The 23,694-nt window shown below is 67.8% G+C and carries 29 protein-coding genes; 12 read left to right on the top strand and 17 right to left on the bottom strand.

All coding sequences use genetic code 11. The features are described from left to right. Nucleotides 1-26 precede the first annotated feature (26 nt). The 4 genes from D6850_RS07825 to fabD all read right to left on the bottom strand — a co-directional run bounded on the left by D6850_RS07825 (nt 27) and on the right by fabD (nt 3,416). Complete coding sequence (locus D6850_RS07825; RefSeq protein WP_121165591.1) at nt 27-770, bottom strand: 1-(5-phosphoribosyl)-5-[(5-phosphoribosylamino)methylideneamino] imidazole-4-carboxamide isomerase; 744 nt, start codon at nt 768-770, stop codon at nt 27-29. A gap of 215 nt (nt 771-985) precedes the next feature. Next, nucleotides 986-1,219, bottom strand: coding sequence for an acyl carrier protein (locus D6850_RS07820; protein WP_121165589.1), 234 nt, complete (start codon nt 1,217-1,219; stop codon nt 986-988). Nucleotides 1,220-1,619: 400 nt separating this feature from the next. Continuing rightward, nucleotides 1,620-2,357 carry a 3-oxoacyl-[acyl-carrier-protein] reductase gene (fabG, locus tag D6850_RS07815; RefSeq protein ID WP_121165587.1) on the bottom strand — a complete coding sequence of 246 codons (738 nt, stop codon included), beginning with the start codon at nt 2,355-2,357 and terminating at the stop codon, nt 1,620-1,622. A gap of 117 nt (nt 2,358-2,474) precedes the next feature. Continuing rightward, nucleotides 2,475-3,416: an ACP S-malonyltransferase gene (gene fabD / locus D6850_RS07810; protein ID WP_121165585.1), complete on the bottom strand. Its 942-nt coding sequence runs from the start codon at nt 3,414-3,416 to the stop codon at nt 2,475-2,477. 172 nt (nt 3,417-3,588) lie between these two features. On the opposite strand from fabD, the gene D6850_RS07805 reads away from it, so the two are divergent. Further along, nucleotides 3,589-4,806, top strand: coding sequence for a cytochrome b/b6 domain-containing protein (locus tag D6850_RS07805; RefSeq protein ID WP_121165583.1), 1,218 nt, complete (start codon nt 3,589-3,591; stop codon nt 4,804-4,806). A 60-nt stretch (nt 4,807-4,866) separates the two neighbouring features. On the opposite strand, the gene D6850_RS07800 is transcribed toward D6850_RS07805, so the two are convergent. Beyond that, the gene (locus D6850_RS07800; RefSeq protein WP_121165581.1) at nt 4,867-5,442 is read right to left on the bottom strand and encodes a YceI family protein; all 576 of its coding nucleotides are present in this window, start codon (nt 5,440-5,442) and stop codon (nt 4,867-4,869) included. Between the two features lie 129 nt (nt 5,443-5,571). Further along, nucleotides 5,572-6,084, bottom strand: coding sequence for a hypothetical protein (locus tag D6850_RS07795; RefSeq protein WP_121165579.1), 513 nt, complete (start codon nt 6,082-6,084; stop codon nt 5,572-5,574). 272 nt (nt 6,085-6,356) lie between these two features. On the opposite strand from D6850_RS07795, the gene rpsF reads away from it, so the two are divergent. Genes rpsF through rplI form a run of 3 tightly spaced genes read left to right on the top strand, consistent with a single transcriptional unit; the run spans nt 6,357 to nt 7,611 of the window. Further along, a complete protein-coding gene (rpsF, locus tag D6850_RS07790) occupies nt 6,357-6,710 on the top strand; it encodes a 30S ribosomal protein S6 (protein ID WP_121165577.1) in 354 nt (117 codons plus the stop codon). A 26-nt stretch (nt 6,711-6,736) separates the two neighbouring features. After that, nucleotides 6,737-6,964, top strand: coding sequence for a 30S ribosomal protein S18 (gene rpsR, locus D6850_RS07785; RefSeq protein ID WP_005982441.1), 228 nt, complete (start codon nt 6,737-6,739; stop codon nt 6,962-6,964). Nucleotides 6,965-6,975: 11 nt separating this feature from the next. After that, entirely contained in the window at nt 6,976-7,611 is a 636-nt protein-coding gene (rplI, locus tag D6850_RS07780; RefSeq protein ID WP_121165575.1) for a 50S ribosomal protein L9, read from the top strand. Between the two features lie 154 nt (nt 7,612-7,765). Here the strand turns inward: rplI and D6850_RS07775 are convergent, their stop codons facing one another. The 4 genes from D6850_RS07775 to D6850_RS07760 form a co-directional block, all read right to left on the bottom strand. Next, on the bottom strand, nt 7,766-8,662 hold the full coding sequence (locus D6850_RS07775; protein ID WP_121165573.1) for a mechanosensitive ion channel family protein: 897 nt from the start codon (nt 8,660-8,662) through the stop codon (nt 7,766-7,768). Then, nucleotides 8,659-8,901, bottom strand: a complete 243-nt coding sequence (locus D6850_RS07770) for an Rcat domain-containing protein (RefSeq protein ID WP_121165571.1) — start codon at nt 8,899-8,901, stop codon at nt 8,659-8,661. The genes D6850_RS07775 and D6850_RS07770 overlap by 4 nt, the downstream gene beginning before the upstream one ends. A 147-nt stretch (nt 8,902-9,048) precedes the next feature. Further along, entirely contained in the window at nt 9,049-9,495 is a 447-nt protein-coding gene (gene rnk, locus D6850_RS07765) for a nucleoside diphosphate kinase regulator (protein ID WP_121165569.1), read from the bottom strand. A 91-nt stretch (nt 9,496-9,586) separates the two neighbouring features. Next, complete coding sequence (locus D6850_RS07760; protein WP_121165567.1) at nt 9,587-10,030, bottom strand: GreA/GreB family elongation factor; 444 nt, start codon at nt 10,028-10,030, stop codon at nt 9,587-9,589. A 557-nt stretch (nt 10,031-10,587) separates the two neighbouring features. Here D6850_RS07760 and D6850_RS07755 point away from each other — a divergent pair. From D6850_RS07755 to D6850_RS07745, 3 genes are all read left to right on the top strand, one after another. Then, nucleotides 10,588-10,878: a DUF1127 domain-containing protein gene (locus D6850_RS07755; RefSeq protein ID WP_121165565.1), complete on the top strand. Its 291-nt coding sequence runs from the start codon at nt 10,588-10,590 to the stop codon at nt 10,876-10,878. A gap of 74 nt (nt 10,879-10,952) precedes the next feature. Further along, nucleotides 10,953-11,222, top strand: coding sequence for a hypothetical protein (locus tag D6850_RS07750; RefSeq protein ID WP_121165563.1), 270 nt, complete (start codon nt 10,953-10,955; stop codon nt 11,220-11,222). A gap of 57 nt (nt 11,223-11,279) precedes the next feature. Continuing rightward, a complete protein-coding gene (locus D6850_RS07745; RefSeq protein ID WP_121165561.1) occupies nt 11,280-12,137 on the top strand; it encodes a universal stress protein in 858 nt (285 codons plus the stop codon). 15 nt (nt 12,138-12,152) lie between these two features. Here the strand turns inward: D6850_RS07745 and mgtE are convergent, their stop codons facing one another. Then, a complete protein-coding gene (gene mgtE / locus D6850_RS07740) occupies nt 12,153-13,496 on the bottom strand; it encodes a magnesium transporter (RefSeq protein ID WP_121165559.1) in 1,344 nt (447 codons plus the stop codon). Nucleotides 13,497-13,587: 91 nt separating this feature from the next. After that, nucleotides 13,588-14,130: a MarR family winged helix-turn-helix transcriptional regulator gene (locus tag D6850_RS07735; protein WP_121165557.1), complete on the bottom strand. Its 543-nt coding sequence runs from the start codon at nt 14,128-14,130 to the stop codon at nt 13,588-13,590. Nucleotides 14,131-14,217: 87 nt separating this feature from the next. Between D6850_RS07735 and D6850_RS19895 the strand changes: the two genes are divergently transcribed. Genes D6850_RS19895 through D6850_RS07725 form a run of 3 tightly spaced genes read left to right on the top strand, consistent with a single transcriptional unit; the run spans nt 14,218 to nt 15,482 of the window. Beyond that, nucleotides 14,218-14,643: a hypothetical protein gene (locus tag D6850_RS19895; RefSeq protein ID WP_342769530.1), complete on the top strand. Its 426-nt coding sequence runs from the start codon at nt 14,218-14,220 to the stop codon at nt 14,641-14,643. Nucleotides 14,644-14,646: 3 nt separating this feature from the next. After that, a complete protein-coding gene (locus D6850_RS19890; RefSeq protein ID WP_342769529.1) occupies nt 14,647-14,967 on the top strand; it encodes a hypothetical protein in 321 nt (106 codons plus the stop codon). A gap of 56 nt (nt 14,968-15,023) precedes the next feature. After that, nucleotides 15,024-15,482 (top strand): redoxin domain-containing protein, encoded by a 459-nt coding sequence (locus D6850_RS07725; RefSeq protein WP_245964131.1) that lies wholly within the window; start codon nt 15,024-15,026, stop codon nt 15,480-15,482. 12 nt (nt 15,483-15,494) lie between these two features. On the opposite strand, the gene D6850_RS07720 is transcribed toward D6850_RS07725, so the two are convergent. Beyond that, a complete protein-coding gene (locus D6850_RS07720; RefSeq protein ID WP_121165553.1) occupies nt 15,495-17,294 on the bottom strand; it encodes a calcium-binding protein in 1,800 nt (599 codons plus the stop codon). A gap of 248 nt (nt 17,295-17,542) precedes the next feature. Here D6850_RS07720 and D6850_RS07715 point away from each other — a divergent pair, with 248 nt between their 5' ends. Further along, complete coding sequence (locus tag D6850_RS07715) at nt 17,543-18,265, top strand: class I SAM-dependent methyltransferase (RefSeq protein ID WP_166434020.1); 723 nt, start codon at nt 17,543-17,545, stop codon at nt 18,263-18,265. On the opposite strand, the gene D6850_RS07710 is transcribed toward D6850_RS07715, so the two are convergent. Beyond that, a complete protein-coding gene (locus D6850_RS07710; protein WP_166434019.1) occupies nt 18,251-19,198 on the bottom strand; it encodes a class I SAM-dependent methyltransferase in 948 nt (315 codons plus the stop codon). The two genes, D6850_RS07715 and D6850_RS07710, sit on opposite strands and share 15 nt — an antisense overlap. A gap of 145 nt (nt 19,199-19,343) precedes the next feature. Between D6850_RS07710 and galE the strand changes: the two genes are divergently transcribed. After that, complete coding sequence (galE, locus tag D6850_RS07705) at nt 19,344-20,357, top strand: UDP-glucose 4-epimerase GalE (RefSeq protein WP_121165547.1); 1,014 nt, start codon at nt 19,344-19,346, stop codon at nt 20,355-20,357. 46 nt (nt 20,358-20,403) lie between these two features. Here the strand turns inward: galE and D6850_RS07700 are convergent, their stop codons facing one another. From D6850_RS07700 to D6850_RS07690, 3 genes are all read right to left on the bottom strand, one after another. Continuing rightward, on the bottom strand, nt 20,404-21,405 hold the full coding sequence (locus D6850_RS07700) for a hypothetical protein (RefSeq protein ID WP_121165545.1): 1,002 nt from the start codon (nt 21,403-21,405) through the stop codon (nt 20,404-20,406). A 73-nt stretch (nt 21,406-21,478) separates the two neighbouring features. Continuing rightward, nucleotides 21,479-22,384: an XrtA system polysaccharide deacetylase gene (locus D6850_RS07695; protein ID WP_121165543.1), complete on the bottom strand. Its 906-nt coding sequence runs from the start codon at nt 22,382-22,384 to the stop codon at nt 21,479-21,481. Beyond that, nucleotides 22,368-23,609, bottom strand: coding sequence for a polysaccharide biosynthesis/export family protein (locus D6850_RS07690; RefSeq protein WP_121165541.1), 1,242 nt, complete (start codon nt 23,607-23,609; stop codon nt 22,368-22,370). The genes D6850_RS07695 and D6850_RS07690 overlap by 17 nt, the downstream gene beginning before the upstream one ends. Between the last annotated feature and the right edge of the window lie 85 nt (nt 23,610-23,694).

Raw genomic sequence — 23,694 nt, 5'->3', positions numbered from 1 at the left:
CGGCAGGCCGCGCAACGGGCGTCGCGCTACTGGAATTCCGCCACCGGTTCGGTCGGAGCGCTCGCGATGGCGAGCGCCTCGCTCAGGTCCACGTCGCGCGCGAGAAGCGCCCGACCGATCAGCGTGCCGGCGACGTTCTTGACGTATTTCAGCCGCGCCACATCGTCGATCCCGTGGATCGTGCCGCGCGCGATCACCGGGTGGCGCGTCGCCGCCGCAAGGCCGGTGATGACCCCGAGGCTCGCGTCCCGGTCGGCGATGTCCGCATCGATGTCAGTCACCACGATCCCGGCCAGCGGCGCGCGCTCGAAGGCGGTGATGAAGGTCTCGGGCGTGAAGCTGCTGCGCGAGCGCCAGCCATCGGTCATCACCGCGCCGTCGAACACGTCGAGCGCCAGCACGATCTGGTCCGGATAGAACTTGGCGAGCGCGTGCATCTGGTCGGGGTCGAACACCGCCAGCGTGCTCAGCACGATCCGGCCCGCGCCCTTGTCGATCCACCTCTCGACCTGCTCGCGGGTGCGGAACCCGCCGCCGAACTGCACCGGGATCCCGACGGTGCGGATGATCTCCTCGCAGAGTTCGGCGTTCGAATCATCCCCCTTGAGCCCGTCGATATCCGTGAGGTGCATCCATTGGGCGCCCGCGGCGGCGTAGCGGCGGGCCTGTTCGACCGGGTCGACATGCCAGATGACCGGCTCCTCAAGCCGCCCGCGCGTCAGCGAGACGCATTTACCGTCCATAATTTCCAACGTCGGATAGATGATCATGGCAGCCCCCGGAGTCGATATGCTTACGCAGGTCCGCCCCACTCCCCGCGGGGCATGTCCCCTTCATGCATCCTAGCACCCGGGCGCGATATCACCAAATCGGCATTGCCCGGTCCATTCGCGTCCAATCCGCCATGCAACTGACCCCAGACGTGAAAAAGCCCCCGCCGTCAGGCAGGGGCCGATCATGCACACGCTACGGTCTGATCAAAGCGTCAGGACGCGCCCTTGATGAACTTGACGGCGTCGCCGAAGGTCTGGATCGTCTCGGCCGCGTCGTCGGGGATCTCGATACCGAATTCTTCTTCGAACGCCATGACCAACTCGACCGTGTCGAGGCTGTCCGCGCCGAGATCGTCGATGAACGAGGCGTTTTCCGTCACCTTGTCCTCTTCGACGCCCAGGTGCTCAACAACGATCTTGCGTACGCGGTCTTCGATATCGCTCATGATGTAATCCTCATAATCTCTGGGCGCCTTGGCCCGGTGTTGCCCCCGCCCGGGACGGGTAGCGGCCTTGGGTCGCCCCGCGGGGGCGGTTGTCGCGGCCCGGTCCTCTGCATGGGCCGGGTGCGCCGAATCTGCGCCGCCTATAGCATATGGCAGGGCGATCGCAAATCTTTTACCAGATTGGCCCCACGGAAGAAAATTACAAGGGGCGAATATCGCCGCTTGCCATTCCGCGCCCCGTGGGCCGCGCCGGATATGCGTGCGAAATCATGATCTTGCCGGAATTCTTAGATCCTTGCCTCGCGCCCCTGCGGCCGCCCCATGCGTCGGGGCGGCGGCGCGGCGGCGCGGTCCGGATCACCGCCCGCCATTGATTCTCGCCCGCCCGATGCGGCGCGCCTCAGAGCATCGCCATCCCGCCATTGACGTGCAGCGTGGCCCCAGTCACGTAGCCCGCTTCGGGGCTGGCGAGATAGAGCACGGCGGCCGCGATTTCCTCGGGCGCGCCCATGCGCGCGGCGGGAATCTGGCCGTTGATCTTCTCCTTCTGCTCGTCGCTCAGCTTCTCGGTCATCGCGGTGGCGATGAACCCCGGCGCGACGGCGTTCACGGTGATGCCGCGGCTGGCGACCTCGTAGGCGATGGATTTGCCCATGCCGATCATGCCGGCCTTGGAGGCGGCGTAATTCGCCTGCCCCGGGTTGCCGGTCGCGCCCACGATCGAACTGATATTGATGATCCGCCCCCAGCGCGCCTTCATCATCGGGCGCATCACCGCGCGGCAGAGCCGCATGGTGCTGGTCAGGTTCACGTCGAGCACGCGCTGCCAGTCCTCGTCCGACATGCGCATGAAGATCTGGTCGCGGGTGATCCCGGCGTTGTTCACCAGAATGTCGAGCCCGCCCATCGCCTCGATCGCGCGTTTCGGCAGGCCGTCGACCGCCTCGGCGTCGCCAAGGTCGCAGGGCAGCACATGGGCGCGCGCGCCCAATTCACCCGCCAGCGTCTCGAGCGGCTCGACGCGCGTGCCGCTCAGCCCGACGCTTGCGCCAGCGCCGTGCAGCGCGCGGGCGATCTCGCCGCCGATACCCCCCGACGCGCCGGTGACCAGCGCCGTCTTATCTGTCAGATCGAACATCCCGTTTCCTTTCCTATGCCTGCCCCGCACCAGATCTTTCGCGAAAAATCCATCCCTGCGAGGCTACGCTCTCCCGTATCGTCCCCAAGATTCTTCGCACGAAAAATCTCCGCCGCGTCAACCGTTCAGCGCCGCCGCGGCCGCGCGCGCGTCGTCCGGCGCGCCCACGTTGTTCACCGCGATGTCGCGATCGATGCGCCGCACCATGCCCGAAAGCGCCTTGCCCGCGCCGATCTCCCATGTCTCGCTCACGCCCTGCGCCGCCATCCAGGCCACGCTTTCGCGCCAGCGCACCGCGCCGGTGACCTGCTCGACCAGCAATTCGCGGATGCGCGCCGGGTCGCTCACCGCCTCGGCCAGCACGTTGGCGACGAGCGGAACCTTGGGCGCTTTCAGTTCGATCCCGGTCAGCGCGTCGCGCATCGCTTCGGCGGCGGGCTGCATCAGCGCGCAATGAAACGGCGCGCTCACCGGCAGCAGCATCGCGCGCTTCGCGCCGCGCTCCTTGGCCAGCGCGGCCGCGCGCTCCACCGCCGCCGCGTGGCCCGACACCACGACCTGCCCGGGGTCGTTGTCATTGGCCGCCTGGCAGACCTCGCCCTCCGCCGCCGCCTCGGCCACCTCGCGCACCGCGGCGAGGTCAAGACCCAGGATCGCCGCCATCGCGCCGACGCCCACCGGCACCGCCTCCTGCATCGCCGCGCCCCGCGTGCGCAGCAGCCGCGCCGCATCCCCGACGCCCAGCGCCCCGGCCGCGGCCAGCGCCGAATATTCGCCCAGCGAGTGCCCCGCGACAAAGCTCGCGGCGTCGAGCGTCACACCCTCCGCCTCCATCGCGCGCAGCGCGGCGAGCGACGTGGCCATCAGCGCCGGTTGCGCGTTGCGGGTCAGCGTCAGGTCCTCCTGGTCGCCCTCCCAGACCAGCGCCGACAGCTTCTCGCCCAGCGCCTCGTCGACCTCCTCGAAAACGGCGCGCGCCGCCGGATACGTCTCGGCCAGCGCCCGGCCCATGCCGATGGTCTGCGCGCCCTGCCCCGGAAAGATGAATGCTCGGCTCATGCTGCCCCCTGTCGCTGCGTCTGGTCGCAGATACCGCGCCGCGCCGCGCGAGGCAACGGGCAACCCCGTCCGTGCGGTGACGAAGACGCGCTGTGCGCCCGCGCGGCGTTTGCCCGTCCCGCGCGATGCGATAGGATGATTCCCTCACGCAGCGCCGTTCGGGACACGCATCATGCAGCTCACCAATTCCGCCGCCACCTACGGCGCCGTCACCAAGACCTTCCACTGGCTGATCGCGCTGCTGATCCTGGCGCAGTTCGCGCTCGGCTTCACCGCCGTGCAGGTGGCCGAGGCCGCGCGCGCCGCGCAAGGGGACGGCGCGCAGGGGCTGATCGATCGCGCCACGCTGCTCTTCTCCATGCACAAGACGCTTGGCGTCGCCATCTTCTTCACCGCCGTCGCCCGCATCCTCTGGGCGCTGAGCCAGCCGAAGCCGGGGCTTCTGAACGGCGACGCGTGGCTCGAGTCGCGGCTCGCCGAGACGGTGCATTGGCTGCTCTACGGCTCGCTCGTGATGGTGCCGCTCTCGGGCTGGGTCCATCACGCCGCCGACGCCGGCTATGCGCCGATCTGGTGGCCCTTCGGGCAGGGTCTGCCGTTCGTGCCCAAGTCGGAATGGCTCTCCGGCGTCGCGGGAACCCTGCATTACCTCCTGCAATGGGTGCTCGCCGTCGCCATCGGGCTGCACGTCGCGGGGGCGCTCAAACATCACCTGGTCGACCGTGACGCCACGTTGCGCCGGATGCTGCCGGGGCAGACCCCGGCGGAACCGACCGCGCGCCAGCCGGGCCACGCGCTCCCGACGCTGGCGGCGCTCGCGATCTGGGTGGGCGTCCTCGGCCTCGCCTATGAGCGCGGCTGGTTCGCGCAGGCTCCGGGCGGCGCCGCCACGCTCGACGCGGTGGCGAGCGACTGGCAGGTGCAGGAGGGCGCGCTCTCGATCGCGATCACGCAGATGGGCGCGACCGTCGAGGGCCATTTCAACGAGTGGACCGCCGAGATCACATATGACGAAGCCGCCGCGCCGGGCCTGCGCGGGGCGGTCACGGTCACCGTCTCGATCCCCTCGCTCACTTTGGGGAGCGTCACCGAACAGGCGATGGGGCCGGAATATTTCGCCGCCGCGGACTATCCGACCGCGCGTTTCACCGCCGACATCCTGCGCGGCGAGGACGGCGCACTCATCGCCGAGGGCGATCTGCGGATCCGCGATGCGTCCGTGCCCGTGCGCCTGCCCTTCGAGCTGCAGATCGCCGACGGGACCGCCACCGCGCACGGCGCGATGCGCGTGGATCGAGGCGATTTCGGGATCGGCGCCGGCGTCGACGCCGACACGCTCGGCGCCGGGGTGGACATCAGCTTCGAACTGACCGCGACCCGGACCGAGTAACGCGAAAAGCCGCCCGCGAGATTGTCTCGGGCGGCTCCTCGAACGCGCGCGAAAGGCCCGTCACTCGGCCTTGAGCGCCTCGATCGAAATCTCGACGTCCAGCTCGTCAGCCACGTTCGGCGCGAACTTGCCCAGCCCGAAATCCGAGCGCAGGATCGTGGTCTCCGCGTCGAAACCGGCCCAGGCCTTGCCCGCCATCGGGTGCTGTCCGGCCTTGTTCAGCTCCGCCTCGAGCTTCACCTCCTTGGTCACGCCGTTGATGGTCAGATCGCCAGTGATGATCCCCTCGTCGTCATCCGTCACCTCGATGCCGGTGGATTCGAAGGTGATCATGTCGCCCTCGGAGGCGCCGAAGAAATCGTCGGACATGAGATGATCAAAGCGCTTCTGCCAGCCGGTGAAGAGCGACATTACCGGGATCGACACGCTGACCGAGGAATTCGCCGGATCCTCCTGGTCGAACATGATCTCCCCCTCGAACCCCGAAAAGATGTTGTGCGTGGTCGAGGCGCCGAGGTGATCGTAGCTGAACATCACCTGGCTGTGGCTGGGATCGAGAACATATTTCTCCGGCGCGGCCATCGCGCCCGTCGCGGTCAGGGCAAGGGCGGCGGCGATGCTGGTCGTCAATTTCATTGGATCTCTCCGTTGTTGCATATCGGGCGGAGTCTAACCTCCTTCTCGCCCCAGGCAACTACGCAGGGATAAACAGCCCGTGTGAGCGGATGAACACGCATCGCGGGCGGCGCAAAACGCCGTCGCCGCTCAGCGGGTCTCCTGCCCCAGCAGCTGCGCCAGGGCGGCATGCGTCGCCGCGTCGTTCACCGGCAGCGCGATCAGGCTGTTCCCGGACGCGTCGCGCGCGGTCAGCAGGCTGTCGCGCAGCACGATCTCGGACAGGCTGTCGATCGCGTGCTCGGCCCGCACATTCGAGCGCCCGTCCGCATCCACGTCGATGACCGTCAGCGTCCGGCGGCGCGGGTCGATCTCGATCGCGGGACCGGCGGGCTGGCGTTGGGTGATCATCAGGGCCGCAGCCCCGAGCAGCAGGCTCGCCGACAGGAACAGCTTGAATATCTGCATGATCGGATCGACCTGATGGATCGGAACCATCCACAGGCCCAACGCGGCGATGGTCGCGGCCACCGCCGTGCCGCGATAGACGCCGACGCGCAGCGGCGACATCGCATCGTCCGCGTCCTCGATGTAATGGGACGGGATGGGGGTCTCGCGGCGCAGCGGCCCTTCGGGGGTGACGGTATGGGGCAATGCGGTCATGATGGGCCTCACGTTCTGCGATGGGTCATGTGACTTCCCGTCATTTGTGCCGCGCGAACGGGGCGGAATTCGGGCAAGGGCGCGGTCATACGCGGGCGGCTTCGCGGCGCGGGCGCGGCGCGGCGGCGCGGCCCTTGCGGCGCGGCGCGATCCGGCGTATAGCGCCACTTCCTTTCGCAGACTTACCGGAACCCGCGCAGTCTCTCGTGGATGGGCCGCGGAAGGATCAGCGCCCGTCCTATGAAATGCGCCTTGATAGAAGTGGAACCCGCATGCCCCTCTATGAGCATGTCTTCATCTCGCGCCAGGATCTGTCCTCGGCCCAGGCCGAAGGTCTGATCGAACATTTCGGCGCCGTCGTTTCCGACAACGGCGGCAAGCTCGTCGATCAGGAATACTGGGGCGTCAAGACGATGGCCTACAAGATCAACAAGAACCGCAAGGGTCATTACGCCTTCATGCGCACCGACGCGCCCGCGCCGGCCGTGCAGGAAATGGAACGCCTGATGCGCCTGCACGACGACGTGATGCGCGTGCTGACCATCAAGGTCGACGAACACGTCGAGGGCCCGTCGATCCAGATGCAGAAGCGCGACGAACGCGACGACCGTCGCGGCCGCCGCTGATCCAACCTGAGATGAGGAACTAACACATGGCCGCAAAACCGTTTTTCCGCCGCCGCAAGGTCTGCCCCTTCTCGGGCGACAACGCGCCCAAGATCGACTACAAGGACACCCGTCTGCTGCAACGCTACATCAGCGAGCGCGGCAAGATCGTGCCCAGCCGCATCACCGCCGTCTCGGCCAAGAAGCAACGCGAACTCGCCCGCGCGATCAAGCGCGCGCGCTTTCTCGCGCTGCTGCCCTACGCCGTGAAGTAAGGAGTAGAGACATGCAAGTGATCCTTCTCGAACGTGTCGCCAAGCTGGGCCAGATGGGCGACGTCGTCGACGTCAAGCCGGGCTTCGCGCGCAACTTCCTGCTGCCCCAGGGCAAGGCGCTCTCGGCGTCCGAGCAGAACATCGCCGACTTCGAGAGCCGCAAGGCGCAGCTCGAGGCCGACAACCTCGAAACCCGCAAGGAAGCCGAGGCAATGGCCGCCAAGCTCAACGGCGAGACCTTCGTGGTGATTCGCCAGGCCGCCGATTCGGGTGCGCTCTACGGGTCGGTCTCGACCCGCGACGCCGCCGACTCTGCGACCGAGGCCGGCTTCACCATCGACCGCAAGCAGGTCGCGCTCGCCAGCCCGATCAAGGAGCTGGGGCTGCATGACGTCCACATCACGCTGCACCCCGAGGTCGACGCCACCATCGTGCTGAACGTCGCCCGCTCGCCCGAAGAGGCCGAGCTCCAGGCTGCCGGAAAGTCGATCCAGGAACTCGCCGCCGAGGAAGAAGCCGCCGCCGATTACGAGATCGCGGAACTCTTCGACGACATCGGGTCGGCCGCCTCCGAGGACGAAGAACTCGCCGAGACCGTCGAGGAAGCGCAGCCCGAGGAAAGCGAAGAGAACGACGACGAACGCTGATCGCGTTCGGGCGAAAAATCGCGAAAGCCGCGCGGGGCGACCCGCGCGGCTTTTTTGTCGGATATGGAAATCCTGAATCCTTCGTGGCCATCGTGACGCCGCTCAGCGGCTGACCCGCGAAGGGCGGGTTTCGCTTATCTCCGGCACGTCCGGGTCAATCCGTCTTGCGCGTCATATTCACCAGTTCGATCCGCTGGCGCGGGGTGGCGTTGCCGATCTTGCGCAGCGCGTCGTCGATGAGGCTGTAAACCTCGTCCCGGCAGTCGATGTCGCGATCGAAGCGCGACAGCCAGTAGCGCACCGCGTAGGCGATGCCGCCCTCCTCGTAGCCCAGCACGCGCACGTCCGGGGCGGGGTCCTGCTGGATCTGTTTCGCCTCTTTCACCGCGGCCAGCATGGTGTCGCGGGCAAGGTCGATCGGCACCGCATGATCGAGCGTGATCGTGACCTGCGCGCGATACTGTTTCTTGGGCGCGGAATAGTTGGTGATGCGCTGGCGCGCGATCTGGCTGTTGGGCAGGATCAGGTAGGTCGCGTCCCGCGTCAGCACCCGCGTCGTGCGCCAGCCGATCTCGATCACCTTGCCGCGCGCGAGCCCGTCGATATCCACCCAGTCGCCGATGCGGAACGGCCCCTCGATGCCCAGCGCGATCCCCGAAAGCGTGTCGGCCACCACGTTGCGGATGGCGAAACCCAGCATCGCGAGGATGAGGCCCGACCCCGCCAGCGCGCCCACCGCCCCCTGCCCCATGAAGAGCGCGACGGTCGCCGCGAAGGCGATAAAGAACAGCACCGCGGCGATCAGATCCTTCAGCAGTCGCGGATAGGGCCGCCGGCGCGCCGCCGCCTGGTCGAGCGCGAGCCCGAGGATGCGGCTCACCAGCCAGGCGGTCGCGAAGTAGACCGCCGAGGTCACGGCGAGCCGCAGCGTCTCGTCCTCGCCCAGCACCTCGTCGGGCACCGAGTGAAGCAGAAACAGCGTCAACCCCACGCTCAGCACCAAGAGCGCGACGGGCCACAGAAGACGTCTTGCATGCTGTTTCGCGGTCATTCGGGCCACCTTTCCGGCAGGCGTCGCGCCGGGTGCAGGCTGCGCCGCTCGATGGATGTGCAGGGACAGTTCCCGGCATGGGCGCGCGGGATCGGGTTGTTGCAGCGCCGGCAGATGATCTCCGCTCCTTCGGTCTCGCGCTCGATCGGCTTGCGGCAGAAGGGGCAGCGGAAGAACGCCGCGCGCGGCAGGGTCTGGTTGCAGTGCGCGCAAACGGCGCGAACGGTGTGCAGCGTCATCGGAATGGCTCCGTCAACGTAGGGTCTGGGCGGCGTCCTTGCCGCGATAGCGCCGCAGGAGACCCGTCGCCGACGTTCACGTCACGGGCGGCGTCTCCTGCGGGCCGGTGGGACGGGCGGAGTTCGGGGTCCTTGCCCCCCGCACGCTCAGTCGCCCTCGTCGCCGGCGGGCAGCGCCGCCTCGACGCGGACCACGGTCAGAAGGCGGTTCTGGTCGTCGCGGGTGTCCCACTGGAACTCGGCCCCCTCGGCCAGCCCCAGAAGGGCCACGCCGATCGGGGTCATCACCGAAACCCGCTGGCGCGAGATGTCGGCCTTCTCCGGGTAGACCAGCGTCACCGTCTTCTCCTGGCCCGTCCGCTCGTCGCGGTAGGTCACGCGGTTGCCGATCGACACGACATTGCCGGGCATCTTGTCGGCCTTGACGATACGCGCGCGGCCCAGCTCCACCAGCAGGCGGTCGGCCAGCGCGGGGTTGCGCTGCATCGCGCCCTCGGCCAGCGCCTCGATATGGTCGAGATCATCCTCGTTGATCACGATCTTCGGCGCCTTGGCGCCGGGCTTCTTCACGGGGTCGGTCATCGGGATCGTCATTTTGGGGCGTCTCCTCGGGTGGGCATAAGAAATGAAATCGAATACTGGCCGGTTGGGGCGGCCGGGGAATGGCGCGGGGCGTTGCGCGGCGTCAGGTGGGCTGATCGACGTCCAGCACGGTCAGGGTGACGATCGCGCCGTCCTCGCACAGCAGCGGCGCGCTCTGGCCCTTGCGCATGCCGATCAGCGCCGCTCCGAGAAGCGAGCAGACGGGGATCACCCCGCTGGCGGCGCCGGGGCGCGCGCGATGGTTCAGCAGGCCGGTCTGCGCCGGGCCGTCATCGATGGCGTAGGTCACGCAGGATGCGCCCGTCACCACGTCGCGGGGCGTTTCATCCTCGTCCGGGGCCGAGCTCTCGACCTTGTGGCGCAGGACATGGCCCAGGAACGTCCGCCCCGAGGCGTCCACCTGCCGCAGGTGCCGCCTGAGCTGACGACGGTCCTCGTCGGGCAGCGCGACCGAACGCATCGGGCGCATCCGCGGCCCGGCGCTGATGTCCTGGGGTATCGAACGGAAGGGATCGCTGCTGTGCATGGCTGCTCCTCGGGCGCCGCGGCGCCGCTTGTTCATGTCTGCAAGGTGATGGTCGGGACTGGCAGGAAACCCCGGGAAGCGTGACGGGCGCGCTCGCGCCTAGACCGCCCGGGGAAACGGGCGGTTCAGCAGAAGGAACCGGAAATGATCTGCATGCGTCATCATGTCATCAAATCTAGGGTCGCCCCTCATGCCTGTCAATCGTCACGCCCCCGAGCGGCGCCGATCGCGCGCCGCAATGGCATAAAAGGCCCATTCCGGGCGCATTGGCGCCCATGGAGCGCCGGGCCGCGCCGCGCGGATTGAAAGGCCGCCGCGCGAACCCCATATCAAGGGCATGACGACGTTCAGCTTTCACAAGAGGTTCCTGCCCGGCGCAGGAAAGCTACTGAACCGCCTGTAATCCCCGGGCGGCGCCGTCCGTTTCGGCTGCGCCCGCGCCGGGGGTATCAGCGATCTCGTTCCCTTCATCACCACGTTGACGCACGCGCGCCGCCCGCAAGGGGCGCGGCGGCGGTGTGCGCTCGGCACTCTCACATTCGATAACGGGGGTTCACATGCAGTCCACCTTGAAACACCGAAACCACTTCGCACAGCCGGCCAGCCAGGACGCCGGGGGCAGCGGCGCGCTCCGCCGCTGGTTGCGCGCCGCGACCCGGCGCTGGCGGCAGCGCAGGATGACCGCGGCGCTCAACGCGCTGGACGACAGGATGCTGCGCGATATCGGGCTGATCCGCGCGGATATCCCCCGCGCGGTCAGGACCTTCGACGAGCGCGAGCTTCGGATGACCCCGCTGGCGCCGCCCAGGGCGGATCGAACGCCCGCTTGCCAGCCGGCTTCCGCCTGAAGCCTGGGCCGCGCCCGCCCGCAGGCGCGGCGCGGCCCATTGCCCCGCGACATCACACCAGGAGGACAAACAAGATGATGATCTGCACCGCCGATTTCCAAGAGCTGTTTCCCGAAACCTTTGCGCCCGGCAGGCGCGACGATGCCCACATCGCGCGCTGGGAGGACGATGGCGGCGCCACGCCCCCCGCCCCGGCCCCGCACGATGACCATGTCGGACGTCCGGCGCCCGCGGCCTACGGCTTCGCCGATCCGGCGCGCGTGGGTCTCGCCATGGCGGCCCTGCCGATGATGTCGGCCGGGACGATGCTCTCGGCGTTCGGGTTCCAGGGCGCGCGCGATTGACGCGCGACCGCCGCGTTCGGGGCTTGACCCCGGCGCCGCGATCCCGAGGATGAAGGCATGACGATCACCAGGATCCTCGCCGCGGTGGACCGTTTCCCCCAGGACGAAACGGTGCTTGCGCGCGCCGCCCGGATCGCCGCCGCGCATGGCGCGGCGCTGCGCGTCGCTCATGTGGTCGACCTTCCCGGCGATGAATCGGACCTCGAGCGCGCGGACACGCTGATCGGGCAGGCCGCCATCGCCGCGCGCGACCGCATCAACGATGCGCTGAGGCGGCTCGGCGCGAGCGCGGAGATCTGCATCGAAACCGGATCGCCCGCGCTGCGCCTGATCGGGATGTGCGAGGAAACCCGCCCCGACCTCGTCGTCATGCGCGCGCATCAGCGCGAGCGGATCACCGACCGCATCCTTGGCTCCACCACGGATCGGGTGGTCGCGGCGGCGGGCGCGCCGGTGCTGATCACCAGGCGCCCGGTGGTGCGCGGCTACGTGCGCGCGCTGCTTGCGACCGACGGAAGCGACGCCGCCGCCGCCGCGCTGTCGTTTACCGCCGCGCTGCTGCCCGACACCGACATTCACATCATCCAGGCGGTGCAGATCACCCCGCAACTGAGCGAGGCGATGCTGCGGATCGGCGCCAGCCAGGCGACGCTGGACGCGCATCGCGACGCGCTCGCCCGCGCGGCCGCGGAGCATCTCGGCGCGCTTGTCGCCGAGGCGCCGCGCACGGTCACGACGCGGGTGCTGCACGGCGACCCGGCCTTGGCGCTGGCGCGCGCGACACGCAGTTCGCGGGCCGATCTCATCGTGCTTGGCCCCGGGCGCGCGGGGCTCATCCGGCGCGCCTTCATCGGCAGCGTGACGCGGCGGCTGCTGCGCGACGCGGCCTGCGACGTGCTGATCTTCCGGCACTGAGCGCCGGGCGCGCCTTCAGAGGCTCAGCACCAGCGTCGCGATCGAGAAGTAGACGATCACCCCCACCGCGTCCGATATCGTCGTGACCAACGGCCCGCTCGCCGTTGCGGGGTCAAGCCGCAGACGGCTCAGCAGGAATGGCAGCGACATGCCCACGAGGCTGCCCACGATCACCACCAGGAACATCGTAAGCCCGACCACCCAGGCCACATCCGCTCCGCCGCGCGCGATCCCGACCGGCAGGACAACGATCGCCATCGTCGCCCCCAATAACGCCGCGACCAGCAGTTCGCGCCCGATGAGGGCGCCCCAGTCCTTCAGCACCACGTCCCCCGTCGCCAGCGCGCGCACCATCAGCGTCGCCGACTGCGACCCGGCGTTGCCGCTGCTGTCGATCAAGAGCGGCAGGAAGAACACCAGCGACACGTAGGCGAGGATCGTTTCCTCGAAATAGGCGATGCCTGCCCCGGAGAAGAGATTGCCAAAGACCAACAGCGCCAGCCAGACGATCCGCCGCGAATAAAGCACGCCGATCCCCGCCTCGCGCATGTTGTGCTTGAAGGGCAGAACGGTCGAGATGCGCTGGAAATCCTCGGTCGTCTCGGCATCCATCGCGTCGGCGGCGTCATCATGGGTGACGATCCCGACCAGCCGCCCGCCGGCGTCCACCACCGGCAGCGCCAGCAGGTCGTAATGCGCGATCATTCGCGCGGTTTCCTCCTGGTCGGTATCGACGCTGACCGAGACCGGGTGGCGGTCCATGATCGCGGCGACCGGCGTCGCCTCGTCCGCGAGGATCAGCTCGTGCAGCCGGATCGACCCGATCAGCCGCGCGGCGTCGTCAAGGATGTATGAGCGATAGATCGTCTCGCTTGCCGGCGCCGCGACCCGCAGGGCGGCGATGGCCTCGCGCACGGTCATCTCCGCGCCAAGCGTGGCGTAACCCGAGGTCATGATCGCGCCGGCCGTGCCCTCGGCATGCGCGGCGAGCCGGCTGATGTCGGCGCGGTCCTCGGCGGGCAGATCCCGCAGCAATTGCGCCTGCTCCTCGGGCGTCAGCCGGTTGTAGAGGTCGACGCGATCGTCGCCCCCCATCCCCGAGACCAACGCGGCAAGATCGGCGGGCGCCATGTCGCGCGCCAGCTCGGCCTGGCTGTCGAGATCCATGTTCGTGAACACCCGCACGCGCCGCTCGGGCCCGAGCCCGGCAAGATGTCGCCATACCTGCGTGCGCGGCAGATCCTTGAGCCAGCGCGCCAGGTCGGCGTGATGCGCGGTCTCGATGAAATCGGCCACGTCCCGCGGCGGGGCGTCGGGCGCCGGACCAGCCCGGTTGGGAAGCGTATCGGTCTCTGTCATGGCGAATTCCTTGCGTCGAACGCCCCGGACCGCCGATGTCGGGCGGGGCCGCCAACGGGCTTTCGTTTCGGTTCAGGGCCTGGCGCGGTCCTTAGGCGGGCGCGTGCTCATGGCATAGCTGGTCCGTCTCGTCGCTGTCCAGCGCAACATCCATGAGCGCGCAGTACCCCCCGGCCCCGCGCCGCCGGAAATGCCGGCAGGTCTGGCAGACGCCGAAGGGTTTTGCGCCGTTCCTGCGGATGGCCGCGCCCAGCAGGCCGCGCATGGCGGCCGCGATGAGCGCGAGATCGGCCTCGGGCAGGTCCGCCAGCGCGTCGGACAACAGCGATCGGGCGCCGACGATTTCCCGACCCGCCTCCGTCACCCGGTAGCTGATCGAGCGGCGATCGGTCGCCAGGCGTTGTTCGTCCACGAACCCCTTGCGCATCAGCGCCTTCAGCGTCTGTGACGTCGTGCCCCGCGTGGCGCCGAGATAATCCGCGACATGGGAGGGCGAGCGGGAAAAACGGTTGGCCCGCGCGAGGTACTCGAGTGCGGCGCGCTGCGCCGGGTTGAGCGCCCCGCCCCAGTTCCCCGCCGCGTCCAGCCGCGCCAGCCGGTTGATGAGAGAGCGTATCTGTTCGGCGTCCTGCATGACGCATCTTATAGCGACTCGAAATCATTGTTGCAATAATATCGACTCGCTACTATAAGCGAGTTCACAACCAAAAGGGAGCCCATTATGTCTAGACATATTCTTTCGATCCTCGCGCTGTCGGGCCTCGCCCCGGCCGCGCTCGCCGATGGCGATCACGCGATCCACCAGGACGGGGCGGTGCTGTCGTCCGAGAGCGGCGCGGTCGCCGCCTCCTTCGACATCCTCGCCGCCCACGCGCACCGCGCGGCCAACCGTGTGACCTTCCACATGACGATGCGCGGCGCAGCCGGGGCGGATACGCCCGAGCCGGCCGGCGCCCTCGGCGGCGCGCCGGTCCATTCCTACGTGTGGCCGACATCGCTCGACCCCGCCGCGGTGGGGTTCGAGGGCGAAAGCGGCATCCTCGCGCTTGCGGCCACCAGCCACCCGGACTTCGACGACACGCCGCTGGTCGACGAGAACCTCGACGGCGATCCGGCCAATGACGGGCTGATCTGGCACAGTCACTAAGTCGTGCTGACCCCGACCGAGGCCTGCGGGGAAGGCGCGCTCGCCGTGCGCGACATCCCCGAGGGCGAGACGCCGAAACTGCCCGCGACCTGGCCGGGTTTCCCGGTGTTCCTCGACAGTCCGGGTTTCACGCCGCTGTTCGACGGGCCGGAAATCAGCGTGACGGTCGGGTTCGCCAGCGACGTGGACCTGGCGGGCGCGGCCTATGACGGGGTGACGGCGGCGCTGCGGGTGAACGCCAACATTCACGCGCCGTTGCTTTGCGTGACGGATGTGTTTGATGTAGCCTCGGGCGACCTTTCGCTGCCGGGGGTCGTGAGATGAACCCGGCGGGCCGCGCCGTCTGGCGCGGCTTCGGCGCGGCAAAAGGAGGACAGCAGGTGACGCAGGCCCCCGAACTCAGCGTCTCGCAATGGTTCAACACCGAACGCGACCTCAAACTTGCGGATCTGCGCGGTAAGGTGGTCGTGATCGAGGCGTTCCAGATGCTCTGCCCGGGCTGCATCCTGCATGGCGTCCCCCTCGCGCAAGCGGTCCAGAAGACGTTTTCGCGCGAACAGGTGGCGGTCGTCGGCCTGCACACGGTGTTCGAGCATCACGATGCGATGACGCCGGTGTCGCTTGCCGCGTTCCTGCACGAATTCCGCATCAGCTTTCCCGTGGGCGTTGACGCGCCGGGGGACAATGGCATGCCGGCGACGATGGCCGCCTACCGGATGCGCGGCACGCCGAGCCTGCTGCTCATCGATCAGGCCGGCAGGCTGCGCGCGCATCACTTCGGACAGGTGTCCGAAATGCAGTTGGGCGCCGAGATCGCCACGCTCTGCGCCGCCGAATAGAGCCGCGCGTTCCTAGCCGAAGACGAAGTCGAGATCGTCCACCATCCCCGCGTGAATGTCGTGGAGCAGGATCAGCCCGCCTTCATACCCGATCATCGTGGCGCTGGCGTAGCTGCCGATATCGAGATCCGCGCGCGTCAGGCCGCCGGTGAAGCGAAGCGAATCCTGCGAGACGTCGAAATCAAAGACATGATCCGCGCCGTCCCCGACGCGGAACTCGAACGTGTCGGCGCCGTAGCCGGCCATCAGCATGTCGCCGCCGCGCCCGCCGATCAGCGTGTCCGCGCCGCCCTCGGCGAAGATCTGGTCGAAACCGTCATTGCCCTCAAGCAGATCGTCACCCGTTCCCCCGACGATGATGTCGTCACCGCCACCGCCCCGGATGGTGTCGTCGCCACTGTCGCCGATCAGGATATCCGCACCCGTCCCGCCGTCGATGACATCGGCGCCCTCGCCGCCATATACCCAGTCCGAACCCGCGCCGCCGTCGATCGTGTCGGCGCCTTCCCGCCCGACGATGGCGTCGTCGCCCGCGTGCCCTTCGATAACGTCGACGCCTTCGCCGCCGGTCAGCCGGTCGGCCGCGTCGGTGCCGATCAGGCGGTCGATCACGTCGGTCACCTCGAGCGTGAGCTCCATTCTGCTCACCGTGCCGTCGGTCGAGCGCGCCGTCGCCTCGAGCGTGATGCTGGCTTCGGTCTCGAAGTCGAGTTTCGCGCCCTCGGCGACGGTCAGGCGCGCGCCGTCCGTCACCTCGAACCGCTCGTCGTCGACGGTATACGTCACGCTGTCCAGCGCGTCCGGGTCCGGGGCGAACAGCGTCACGCCGGTATACGCCCCCGCCTCGGCGTCCTCGGCCAGCACGTTGCGGTCCGCGTCGCTGTCGGTGAGCGCGCCGAGCGCGGTGTTCAAATTCCCCGAGCGCGCCATGTCCGCCACCGTGAGGATATCCTGCCAGATCGGGTTCGCGGCATGGTCAATCAGGCTCGGCCCCCACCAGAAGACCGAATCGACCTCCTGCACCGCGATCAGCATCTCGCGCAGCTCCATCATCGTCGGGGCGCGCGACGCGCCGGCCATGTGCTCGTCGAACCATGCGGCCGCCGCATCCCCGTAGATATCGGCGAGCTCGAACCCCTGCATCACCATCGTATGCCGCTTGTCCGGGAATTCGGCCTGAAGCCAGTCCACGTAATCGCCAAGCGCCTCGGCCGGGGCGAGCAGCCGGTCGGGCGTATAGGGCGTGCGCGCGCCCGATACCGCATCGCCGATGGGGTAGATGTTGAAGCCCACCGAATCCGCGAACGCGGCATGGGCGCGCACGGCGTCGAGATAGGCGGCCGGATCGCCATCGCCGACGCTGGCGTGGAGCTGCATCACCGGGATGTCGGCCGGCAGCGACTTCACGTAGTCATAGACCTGCTGCGACCAGGACGGGTCGATCCCGCGCATCGCGGCCTCGTCGTAATTGGCGATCGAATGGATCACGTCGCCGCCGCCGGCGTCGATGATCGCCTTGAGCGGATTGTCGTCGGGATCGATCCGCTGGCCCAGCGGGAACAGCAGGTCGGCGCTGAACGCGATTTTGATCCCATGTTCGCGGGCGAGGTCATAGATGTCCGAGCTGGCCGACCCATAGGGCGGCGGCACGAAGTCCGCCTCGTATCCCAGCCCCTTTTTCACGGGGAATTCCTGGTAGACGCTGGTGGGAAAGAAGGTGTCGATCCCGGCCGCGGCCAGGGTCGAGAAAATATGGCCGTAGTCCCGTGTCGACGCGAGGTCTATGGGCAGACCGGCAGTTCCGATATCCATCGAGTGTCCCGTTCAGGTGCAAGAGCAGATCGTCACCGAAGCAGGACCACATGATTGCGGCCTTTCCCGCGCCGCATGATGGCGGCGGCGGGGCATCTTCGGGATTTTCGCGCCATACATGCGCTCCATCTCCGGGGTCAACCTTGACGCGAGGGCGCCCGCCCAACAGATGCCGCTAGGGAAAGAGGCGCCTTTCATGATATGGTCGCGTACTGTTTTCTTTATAATGCATTCTTGGGACGCTCATGATGACGATGTACGAGACTGGGGACTACCTGGAAACCAACCCCGACTGGCATGACGAGGACGGGGCGTGGAAGGCCGAGCAGATCGCCGGAATGCTGCAAGACCACGACATTCCGCTGGCGACGGTCGCGGATGTCGGCTGCGGCGCCGGGCGCGTGCTCAAGACGCTGGCGCCGCATCTTCCGCCCGAGGCGCGGATGTTCGGCTTTGACGTGGCGCCCGCCGCCATCGCGCTCGCCAAGAGCCACGAATCGCCGCAACTGCACTTCGAGACGGCGGATTTCCTGGCCGACGCGCATGAGACCTTTGACCTCGTGCTGCTGATGGACGTGTTCGAGCATGTCCCCGACTATCTCGGCTTTCTCGAATCCCTGCGCGGCCACGGACGGCATTTCATGTTCCACATCCCGCTCGACATGAACATGCTGCACGTGATGATGGATCACCAGACCAAGAGCCGCGCGCAGGCGGGACACCTGCACTACTTCTCGAAATCAAGCGCGCTGTTGACGCTGGAACATGCCGGCTACGAGGTGGTCGATTGGCGCTATACGCCGGTCTACAAGACCGCGAAGGCGCGCCGTTCGGTTCTCAAGCGGCTGATCGAGGGGCCGCGCGCCATCGGCGGCGCGCTGTTCCCCGATTTCGCGGTGCGGCTGCTGGGCGGGTGCTCGGTGCTGGCGCTGGCGCGGCCGAGATCCGCCGAGCCCTCACTCGTCGCCTGACATTTCGCGGTTGTAGCGATCGTAGCGGTCGGTCCGGGTCAGCACCAGGGTCACGCTGGCGACGTAGCGTCCGAGCCACGACACAAGGCCATGGCGAACTCCGCCGGCGCCCTCCACCCGGTAGCGCGGCGCGCCGCCCCGCATCAGGCGCAGCTTTTCAACGAAGTAGGCCGCCGTGTATTTGAACGTGCCGTGCAGGCGATGCGCCTTGGCGGCGTCGAGATAGGCGGTCTGAAACCGGAAATTGGTGTAGCGGATCAGGAAATCGGCGTGCGCGGCTGCGAACTCGTCGGGGGTGAGGCGCGGGTTCTTCCGCTTGTGTTCCCGGAACTTGCCCCTGTTCAGCGACGACCAGAGCCGGATCATCCGGCGCATGCCGTGGGCGTCGCGGAAACGGTGCGCGAAGGGTATCCGCAGATGCGGCTCGATCAGCGTATGGCGCGAGGGAAACACATGCACGGCCACGCCGCCGCAGGCCAGCACCCGCGCGTTCTGCGCGAAGAAGAGGTCGTGATCGTGGACATGCTCCAGCACCTGGTTCGACACCGCCGCCGCAAAGAATCCGTCCTCGTAGGGCCAGGCCTCGCGCTCCGAGATCAGCTTGAGCCGCGCCGGCCAGTCGGCGCCGGGCAGCGATTGCTCGAGATGCGCGATGGTGGCGGCGAAATAGCCCTGCGGCTGCACGCCGTGGTCGCTGACGTCGAAGCCGTGGATCTCGACCTCAAGGTTCGGGAAGAGGATGGGAAGCGCATGGCCCAGATAATCGATAAGAAGCCCGTCCCCGCATCCGATATCGAGGATGCGGAACGGCGTCGGCGGCGTCTCCATCAACGCGATCTCGGTCGCGAGAACGGAGAGAATCTGAAGGTGCGTACCGCTCAGGACCGGCGGCATGTCGGGGCCGCCGCGCGGGTCGATGTCAGGTGGATGCATCCGGGCCAAATGTTTGTGACTATGCAAGGCGCAAGAAAATATGAAAAGATAGTGAACGGCTGCGGGTCGTTTTGCAATGCGCCGTTGCCGGAAACTGGCCCGATTAGGCCAGGTTTGACAGAAATTATGGATCAAAGCGGATTTCATGGGAAGAATTCTCGTTACCGGCGGGGCCGGCTATATCGGCAGTCACATGGTCCTGCGCCTGCGCGACGCGGGTGAGGCGGTGGTCGTGCTCGACGACCTGTCCACCGGCGACGCGCGGCTTCTGCCCGGGGATGTTCCGCTCATCCGGGGGGACGTGGGGGACACCGCCTGCGTCGCGGCCTGCCTAAAGGAGCACGACGTGAGCGAGGCGCTGCATTTCGCCGGCTCGATCATCGTGCCTGAATCGGTGGCCGACCCGCTGAAATACTACCGCAACAACACCTGCGCGTCGCGCAACCTGATCGAGGCCTGCATCGCCCACGGAGTCGAACGGTTCATCTTTTCCTCCACCGCCGCCGTCTATGGCGTGGAGGGCGACGCCCCGGTGAGCGAGGACGCCCCGCTCGCGCCGCCATCGCCCTACGGCGCCTCCAAGCTGATGACCGAGCGGATGCTGGCCGACGTCGCGGCCAGCGCCGGCCTCAGGGCGGGCGTGTTGCGTTACTTCAACGTGGCCGGCGCCGACCCCGACCTGCGCACCGGCCATTGCAAGCCCGACGCCACGCACCTGATCAAGGTCGCCTGCCAGGCCGCGCTGGGGCAGCGGGACCGCGTCGAGATATTCGGCGCCGACTACCCCACCCCTGACGGCACCGGGGTGCGCGACTACGTTCATGTGTCGGACCTCGTGGATGCGCATGCGCTGCTGCTCGATCATTTCCGCGCGGGCGGCGAGAGCGTGACGCTCAACTGCGGCTACGGGCGCGGCGCGTCGGTGCGCGAGGTGATCGCTGAAACCAAGCGGCTGAGCGGAATCGATTTCAAGGTGACCCAAGCGCCGCGGCGGCCGGGCGACGCGGCCTCGGTCGTGGCCGACAGCAGGCGGCTGCGCGAACTGCTGGATTGGCAGCCCAGGCATGACGACCTGGCCGTGATGATCGGCAGCGCCTATCGTTGGGAATGCCGGCTGCGCGACGGTTTGCCGGGTCCGGAAGCCGCCCCGGCGGGTTGAAGCCGGACTGCCCGCCGCAGCCTGCCCTGGTGGACGGGATTCGGCCTCAGCGTCTGCGCGCGGCGCGCAGGATATCCGGCCAAGGCGCGGCATTGGTGGATTTCAGCGCGGCCTGCCCCCACCAGATGATGTAGTCCACCCCCGAAGAGACCGCCTGCCCCACCATCATGTCGATCTGCGACCGCGACGGCGCCGGGATCATCGCGCGCATAGCCGCCGGCACGTTGGCCTCGAGAAAGCCGCGTTCGTAGAGATCGGTATAGGCAAAGCCCTGCAACACGAGAAGCGTGTCCTTCTGCGGGAAGTTGGCCTTGAGAAAGCCCGCATAGCCCGCGATCGCCTGCTCGGGCGACACGACCGCGCGCTTGCTGCCGGGCGTTGCGATCTTGGCGATCGGCGACGGGACCGGATAGACGTCAAAGCCCACCGCGTCCGCATGGCGCGAATAGCGCACGACCTTTTGCAGATAGCCCTGCACCTTTGCGTCGCTTGAGAATTGCGGCTTGTCGATGACGATCGGGCCGTGGACCATCAGCACGGGCAAGGACGGGTCGATCTGCTTGACCCGGTTGTAAAGCGCCTGCGCCGCGGATTCCGGAATGCCATGCATGGCCGCCTCGTCGTAGTTGGTGACGGCGCCGATGTTGGCGCGCCCCGCGCAGGCGATCAGCTGCGTCAGCGGATCGGCGGCGACGCTTACGCGGTTGATGCGGCCCGGATCGGGATAGAGCAGCTCCGCGGGCATGACCAGCCGCACGCCGGAGGCGCGCAGCGCGGCGAAGGCGGGGGCGTTGCCGCTGCAGGGCGGGGTGAAATCGCTTTCGAACCCGAAGGAACGCGGCGCGGGCACCTCCTGGTACTGGAAGGTCGGAAAGAACATGTCGATCCCGTTGTCGCGCAGATGCCGGAAGATCGCGCCGTAATCGCGCGACGCCGCGATGTTCTTCGGCACGCCCGCCGCGACGAAGTCCGCGGCGCGGGCCGGTCCGGGCGCTGCGAGCGCCACGGCAAGGCCAAGCAGCAGGGCGGCAAGGCGCGTTCGGATCATGCAGTTCGTCCCTCCTTCGGAATGGGCCGGCCAGCGATGGCCGCTGGCGACCGCCCGCTCATGGCTGTCGCCATCACTCCGCCGCATCCGCCAATGGCGCGGCGTCCTGCCTGCGGCCGGGCTTGACATCGGCGGGTTCGCCGAAGGCCTCCACCATCGGCGCCCAGCGAAACGCCTTCAGTATATCGCAAAACTTGCGCGGCACGCCGGGAATGTTCACGTGGTGGCGAAACCGCGCCGCCACGCCGACAGCCGCGCGCGGCTGATCGGGGTCGAATTCCCACGGGTGCAGATAGAAGATCGCCGGCTTTCCCCTCGCGTTGAGGCGGCGCAGGCTGTGGTGAAAGAACGACCGGGGCAGCAAACGGAAGAACCCTCCGCCGGTCGGCACATGCCGGCCGAAGAACCGCCCCGTGGTGATCGGGTATTCGACCAGCCGCCCCGAGCCGGGCCGGAACGGCCCGGACCCGACGTCCAGCCCCGCCCCGTCACGGTGCCCCGCGCTCAGCGAGGAACTGTAGGAATATCCCGCCTCCTCCAGCGCGTCGAAGGCCCACCAGTTCCGGAACCCGATCGAGAACGACGCCGCCCGGTAGCCATGCACCTCGACCCCGGCGGCGTCCTCGAGCGCGCGCTTGGCGGTCGTCACGTCGGCGAGGAAGGCCGCGGGCGTCTGCTCGGACGCGCGGTAATGCTCGAGCCCGTGACTGGCCAGTTCATGCCCGCGCTGCACGATCTCGCGGACAAGGTCCGGCGCCTCGATCGCGACGGAGCCGAGGGTGAAGAAGGTGGCGCGCGTCTCGTGTTCGTCCAGCAGGTCGAGAATCACGGCCGTATTGCGCCGCACCCGCCGTTCGAGCGCGGGCCAGCCGTCGCGGGTGTAGAAGGATTCGAGCGCGTGCGCGTGGTAGTAATCCTCAACGTCGATCGACATGGCGTTGACGACCTGCGTCGGGGCGCGCTCAGTTGACGCGGTCATGGACCTTGTTCCGGATGACGACCAGCGTGTCGCCCGGCCGGACCTCCGCGGTCATCGTCACGGTCCCATCGACCCGTTCGCCATCGCGGTAAATCTCGAAGGAGTAGCTGTCGTCCTCGGCCGACCGCCCGCCCGTGTCCGACCCGTCGAGAAGGGCGTATTCACCGTCGAGCCGCGCCTCGAGCCGGGTAATCGTCTCGGCCATGTTCTGGACCTGGCTGGCGAGCGCCACCTTCCGATCCTCGACAAGGGCGACCAGCTCCTGTTCGTTCTGACGTTCGTCCACCGCCGCCTGGCGTTGCAGGCTTTTGGTCTGGAGCACCTGGCTGCGGGTGATGATCCGCGTGCGCGCCAGCGTGTTCAGACGGTTGACCGGCACGATGCCGCGCTCATGGAGGTCGCGCACCTCTTCGAGCTCCGCGGTGATCGTCTTGAGCAGTTCGTTCTGCGACTCGATCTGTTTCGCGTAGCTTTCGGTTTCCGTGCGCCGCGCCTCGAGCGTGGCCTGCATCTGCGACAGCTTGCGCGCGAAGGCCTGCTTTGCCGTCTCGAACAGCGCCTCTTCGCCGGCAATGATCCGGTCGATGTCGGGGGGTAGCGGATAGCGGCCCGGCTCGGGCGTGTAGGCGAAACTGTCGGCCTCGGCGGCCTCGGCCCGAAGGCGCGCAAGGCGCACGCGCGCGCCGGCGAGTTCGACGATCCCCTCCTCGATCGCCTGCTCTGCGCGCAGGTTGACGACGTTGCGGGTAAAGGCGTCCCCGGTCATCGGCCGGCCCAGCCCGCGCGCCAGCGCCACGGCCTGCATGACGGTCAGCCCCGGCGCAAAGGCGTATTTGTCCGGTTCGCGCACGTCGCCCAGGACGTAGACGGGGCGGTATTCCAGCATCTGGACCGCGACCGAGGGCGACACCACGACCTCGGCGGCCAGCGCGGTCAGCTTCTCCTCGAACGACCGCGGCGTTTCTCCGGCGGCGCGCAGCGCGCCGATCCCAGGCACCGAGATCATCCCGTCGACGCCCACCTTGTAGGCGCCGTTGGCCTCTTCGCGTTCGAGGATGGTTATCTGCAAAACGTCCTCGGGCGCGAGCGCGTAATCCTGCGCAGCCGTAGCTTGCGCGGCGGTCGGGCCGACGCGCCCAAGAAGGCAGATCCAGACCAGGACAGCCAGCGCGAACGAACGCGCCGGGCGATGCCCCGCACCGGGAGGGAAAGAACGATCGATCAAATTGTTTGTCCTTGATAATCAAGTAACAAATTGCAAAACTGAAGTTAGCACATTAGGATTTCTTGCACAACAAGCAATCCAGCCG

It is taken from the genome of Roseovarius spongiae (genome assembly GCF_003651245.1).
Lineage (GTDB): Bacteria > Pseudomonadota > Alphaproteobacteria > Rhodobacterales > Rhodobacteraceae > Roseovarius > Roseovarius spongiae.
The sequence above is the reverse complement of the archived record's forward strand: the minus strand, read 5'-3'. Positions and strand labels throughout refer to the sequence as shown.